The following is a 5,000-nucleotide window of genomic DNA, read 5'->3' on the forward strand; positions in this document are numbered from 1 at the left end:
ACCCTTATAAGAGAGCAGTCAGTTCTTTCGTATCCTTAATTGCACCTCCTTATATAGAAAATCCCGAATGGAAGCCTATCCGAAAGTTTCTATATCAAGACGAAAATTCGTCCAAAGGGCTCTCATTTAAACAATTTCTATACTATCTACTTATTAATGGGGCACAAGCAAATAGTATTAACCCTCATTTCACAAAACAATATATAGCTGATGAAGAAAAATATGTAACCAATTATATATACTTAGAAAACTTCAATCAGGATATGAAAGCATTAGAAAAGCGTTTCGAATTAAAAAACGCGCCAATAAATGAGTTTTCAACATCCTGGCATCATCAAACTCCCTCGATGATTTATAAAGGGAATTTTAGCGAATCCGATATTACTGACCCTTTATTCCCCCGTCTTCCAACTTTCGAAAGTTTTTATGATACTGAATGTATACAACTCGTTCAAACAATATTTCAAAATGATTTCAATACGTATAAATATAGCAAAGAATATCCATACTGATTTCAATCTATTATCTTTCCAAATAAAAAACACCTATATATAAGGTGTTTTTTATTTAAACTATATACAACATACTGCTTAGCATTCCTTACTATTCAAGTTATTCCTCTTTAATAACTTACTTATTTTTTGTTTATCTGCCCATCCTACCCCTATTAAAACTAAACTTCCTCCTATTACTATCTTCCAAGTTACAGACTCATCTAATAAAACAATTGAAGCAACAATACTTATTAATGGTAACGCATTTAAATATAACCCACTTACTGATGCCGAGACTGTCTCTAATGCTCTATTCCAAAGCCAATACGCTAAAATTGTTGCCCCTATAACAAGATACATTACACTAAATCCAGTCTTCCATGTTTCGATTTCTGGGAAACCATAGTAAAAAGTTTCTACCATTGCAAATGGTAATAAAATAACAGCTCCAATAATTAAAGTTAATGTTGTAAAAACCTTGTTTGATAAATACTGTTCTTGTTTTGGTCTTTTCAGCAATACTGTATAGAGGGCAAATAAGAAAGTGCTTAATAAAATAAGGGTATCTCCTATTAAAGATACTTCTTGATCCCCGTTACTAGATGGGATTGTAATAAGAAGTACTCCAATAGCCCCGAGTACAATACCAACCCAATAATTAAGCTTAATTTTTTCTTTCAAAAAGAACGCTGAAAAAAGAATTGTAACTAACGGTAAAGCAGCATCAATAATACTAACATGCAATCCACTTGTTAAAGAAATACCGTAGGATGTGAACATAAAGTAACCAGCTACACCAGTAAAAGATAGTAAACTCATTCTTTTCCACGGCACTTGTTTATGTACAACCGATCTTTTTAATTGTTTAAATGAAAATAGCAAACAAATTCCACCCGCGAAGAAAAGGCGAATAAATAACAAAGTAAATGGCTGAATAGATTCTAACGCCCACTTTGTTGGTGCAATGGCTGTTCCCCATAATATAACAGCTACTAATAACATGCATATTTCTTTCATAATCTCCCACACCCATCAAAAATATATGTTAATTACCTTAATTATAGATTTTTTGATGAATGAAATCCTTTAAAAACGAAAAAACATTGTATAAATTGAAACTTTAATCAGTGGGGGTTTACTTCAGCGCATGTCACATAGCTCAAAAGCATTGCGAAATGTTGGCTTGTACACGATGAAATAAAGTTACTTAAACAATAATAGGATGGTTACTGTAAAAGAAGTAGATACTGCCATGCAAGCCGATACGAACTACCCAGGAGTTCAATCAAACTCTGTTCAAGCGATTCGCAGAGCCTTATATGCAGAAGTGAAGAGCTTTTTTAAAGCGTTGGAACAATGGAAGAAAAATCCTGAGAAGTTCACAGGGCATCTGAAGTTCCCAAATTATTCTCGTTCCACTGACAAGCGAATCATTGAAATCTATCAAGTCCCTAAAGTGGATAATAACGGGCATTGGATAGTTCCGATGAATGTGGCATTCAGAAAAAATTCGGTTCCATTAAAATACGTATGCCGAAAAATTTAAGACAAAAAAATCTCCTACATTTAGATTGTACCGAAGCAAAAAGGTCGGTTCTTTGAGGTGCATTATACATATGAAATGCACGTTTCTCAAATGAAGAAACCATCCACGACTACGAGTAACGCTTTGAGTTACGATTTAGGTGTAGATAGATTAGTAAGTTACGTGACAAATCGTAGGGTAGCATGAATGCTAGAGCGTCAAACTGTCTAGCAATAGACGAAAAGACCTAGCGCTCGAACTCAAGCCCCCACTGAAAAGCCTTGTCTCACTGGGGTAGTTGACTTTAAAACGTCTCTATTTCATCCTTTTCCCTCTTTACGATTACTAAATATATGAATTATGACATTTGATATATAAAAATAAACACAAAAAAACCTAAGTCGAAACGACTTAGGTTTTTGCTTGGCGACGTCCTACTCTCACAGGGACAAGGTCCCAACTACCATCGGCGCTAGAGAGCTTAACTTCCGTGTTCGGTATGGGAACGGGTGTGACCTCTCTGCCATCATCACCAAACTATGAAGGCATATTCCTTCAAAACTAGATAACATTGCTTCATATTATATGGTTAAGTCCTCGATCTATTAGTATTCGTCAGCTCCACATGTCACCATGCTTCCACCTCGAACCTATCAACCTGATCATCTTTCAGGGATCTTACTAGCTTACGCTATGGGAAATCTCATCTTGAGGGGGGCTTCATGCTTAGATGCTTTCAGCACTTATCCCTTCCGCACATAGCTACCCAGCTATGCCCTTGGCAGAACAACTGGTACACCAGCGGTGCGTCCATCCCGGTCCTCTCGTACTAAGGACAGCTCCTCTCAAATTTCCTACGCCCACGACGGATAGGGACCGAACTGTCTCACGACGTTCTGAACCCAGCTCGCGTACCGCTTTAATGGGCGAACAGCCCAACCCTTGGGACCGACTACAGCCCCAGGATGCGATGAGCCGACATCGAGGTGCCAAACCTCCCCGTCGATGTGGACTCTTTGGGGAGATAAGCCTGTTATCCCCGGGGTAGCTTTTATCCGTTGAGCGATGGCCCTTCCATGCGGAACCACCGGATCACTAAGCCCGACTTTCGTCCCTGCTCGACTTGTAGGTCTCGCAGTCAAGCTCCCTTATGCCTTTGCACTCTACGAATGATTTCCAACCATTCTGAGGGAACCTTTGGGCGCCTCCGTTACACTTTAGGAGGCGACCGCCCCAGTCAAACTGCCCACCTGACACTGTCTCCCGGGTCGATAAGACCCGTAGGTTAGAATTTCAATACAGTCAGGGCGGTATCCCACCAGCGCCTCCACCGAAGCTAGCGCTCCGGTTTCAAAGGCTCCCGCCTATCCTGTACAAACTGTACCAAAATTCAATATCAGGCTACAGTAAAGCTCCACGGGGTCTTTCCGTCCTGTCGCGGGTAACCTGCATCTTCACAGGTACTATAATTTCACCGAGTCTCTGGTTGAGACAGTGCCCAAATCGTTACACCTTTCGTGCGGGTCGGAACTTACCCGACAAGGAATTTCGCTACCTTAGGACCGTTATAGTTACGGCCGCCGTTTACTGGGGCTTCAGTTCAGAGCTTCGCTTACGCTAACCCCTCTCCTTAACCTTCCAGCACCGGGCAGGTGTCACCACCTATACTTCGCCTTACGGCTTCGCAGAGAGCTGTGTTTTTGCTAAACAGTCGCTTGGGCCTATTCACTGCGGCTTTCCGTTAAGAAAGCACCCCTTCTCCCGAAGTTACGGGGTCATTTTGCCGAGTTCCTTAACCAGAGTTCTCTCGCACACCTTAGGATTCTCTCCTCGCCTACCTGTGTCGGTTTGCGGTACAGGCACCTTTATCTCGCTAGAAGCTTTTCTTGGCAGCGGGGAATCAAAGACTTCGCTCCATAAGGAGCTTCCCCATCACAGCTCAGCCTTCACGATAAGCGGATTTGCCTACTTATCAGCCTAACTGCTTGGACGTGCACAACCAATCGCACGCTTCTTCTATCCTTCTGCGTCCCTCCATTGCTCAAACGATAAAGAGGTGGTACAGGAATATCAACCTGTTGTCCATCGCCTACGCCTGTCGGCCTCGGCTTAGGTCCTGACTAACCCTGAGCGGACGAGCCTTCCTCAGGAAACCTTAGGCATTCGGTGGACGGGATTCTCACCCGTCTTTCGCTACTCATACCGGCATTCTCACTTCTAAGCACTCCACCAGTCCTTCCGGTCTGACTTCACTGTCCTTAGAACGCTCCCCTACCACTGATACCATTGGTATCAATCCGCAGCTTCGGTGGTGTATTTAGCCCCGGTACATTTTCGGCGCAGAGTCACTCGACTAGTGAGCTATTACGCACTCTTTAAATGGTGGCTGCTTCTAAGCCAACATCCTAGTTGTCTAAGCAACTCCACATCCTTTTCCACTTAATACACACTTTGGGACCTTAGCTGGCGGTCTGGGCTGTTTCCCTTTTGACTACGGATCTTATCACTCGCAGTCTGACTCCTAAGGATAAGTCATTGGCATTCGGAGTTTGACTGAATTCGGTAATCCGATGAGGACCCCTAGTCCAATCAGTGCTCTACCTCCAAGACTCTTACACTTAAGGCTAGCCCTAAAGCTATTTCGGGGAGAACCAGCTATCTCCAGGTTCGATTGGAATTTCTCCGCTACCCACACCTCATCCCCGCACTTTTCAACGTGCGTGGGTTCGGGCCTCCATTCAGTGTTACCTGAACTTCACCCTGGACATGGGTAGATCACCTGGTTTCGGGTCTACGACCACGTACTAAACGCCCTATTCAGACTCGCTTTCGCTGCGGCTCCGCCTCTTCAGCTTAACCTCGCACGGGATCGTAACTCGCCGGTTCATTCTACAAAAGGCACGCCATCACCCGTTAACGGGCTCTGACTATTTGTAGGCACACGGTTTCAGGATCTCTTTCACTCCCCTTCCGGGGTGCTT

Annotated in this window: 2 protein-coding genes, 2 rRNA genes and 1 pseudogene (2 of these 5 cut by a window edge); 2 read left to right on the top strand and 3 right to left on the bottom strand. The window is 43.2% G+C overall.

What is annotated here, in order from left to right; translation table 11 throughout:
* Nucleotides 1-512, top strand: the 3' portion of a protein-coding gene (locus LMD38_RS24480; RefSeq protein WP_227585732.1) for a sulfotransferase family 2 domain-containing protein. It extends 280 nt beyond the left edge of the window; 512 of the gene's 792 nt are visible here — the last part of the coding sequence; its start codon lies off the left edge, out of view; the stop codon is at nucleotides 510-512.
* A 78-nt stretch (nucleotides 513-590) separates the two neighbouring features.
* Here LMD38_RS24480 and LMD38_RS24485 read toward each other — a convergent pair whose 3' ends face one another.
* Nucleotides 591-1,511: a DMT family transporter gene (locus tag LMD38_RS24485; RefSeq protein WP_000658267.1), complete on the bottom strand. Its 921-nt coding sequence runs from the start codon at nucleotides 1,509-1,511 to the stop codon at nucleotides 591-593.
* A 118-nt stretch (nucleotides 1,512-1,629) separates the two neighbouring features.
* Here LMD38_RS24485 and LMD38_RS24490 point away from each other — a divergent pair.
* Nucleotides 1,630-2,211: pseudogene (locus LMD38_RS24490) on the top strand (RNA-guided endonuclease TnpB family protein); the annotation flags it as partial.
* A gap of 229 nt (nucleotides 2,212-2,440) precedes the next feature.
* On the opposite strand, the gene rrf reads toward LMD38_RS24490, so the two are convergent.
* Both rrf and LMD38_RS24500 read right to left on the bottom strand, forming a co-directional pair.
* Nucleotides 2,441-2,556, bottom strand: a 5S ribosomal RNA gene (gene rrf / locus LMD38_RS24495).
* Between the two features lie 48 nt (nucleotides 2,557-2,604).
* A 23S ribosomal RNA gene (locus LMD38_RS24500) occupies nucleotides 2,605-5,000 on the bottom strand; it runs 525 nt beyond the window's last position.

The organism is Bacillus pacificus, from assembly GCF_020861345.1.
GTDB classification, from domain to species: domain Bacteria; phylum Bacillota; class Bacilli; order Bacillales; family Bacillaceae_G; genus Bacillus_A; species Bacillus_A pacificus.

Coding starts and splice junctions, on each gene's coding strand:
- LMD38_RS24485 (WP_000658267.1), bottom strand. CDS start 1,511: ATGAAAGAAATATGCATGTTATTAGTAGCTGTTATATTATGGGGAACA.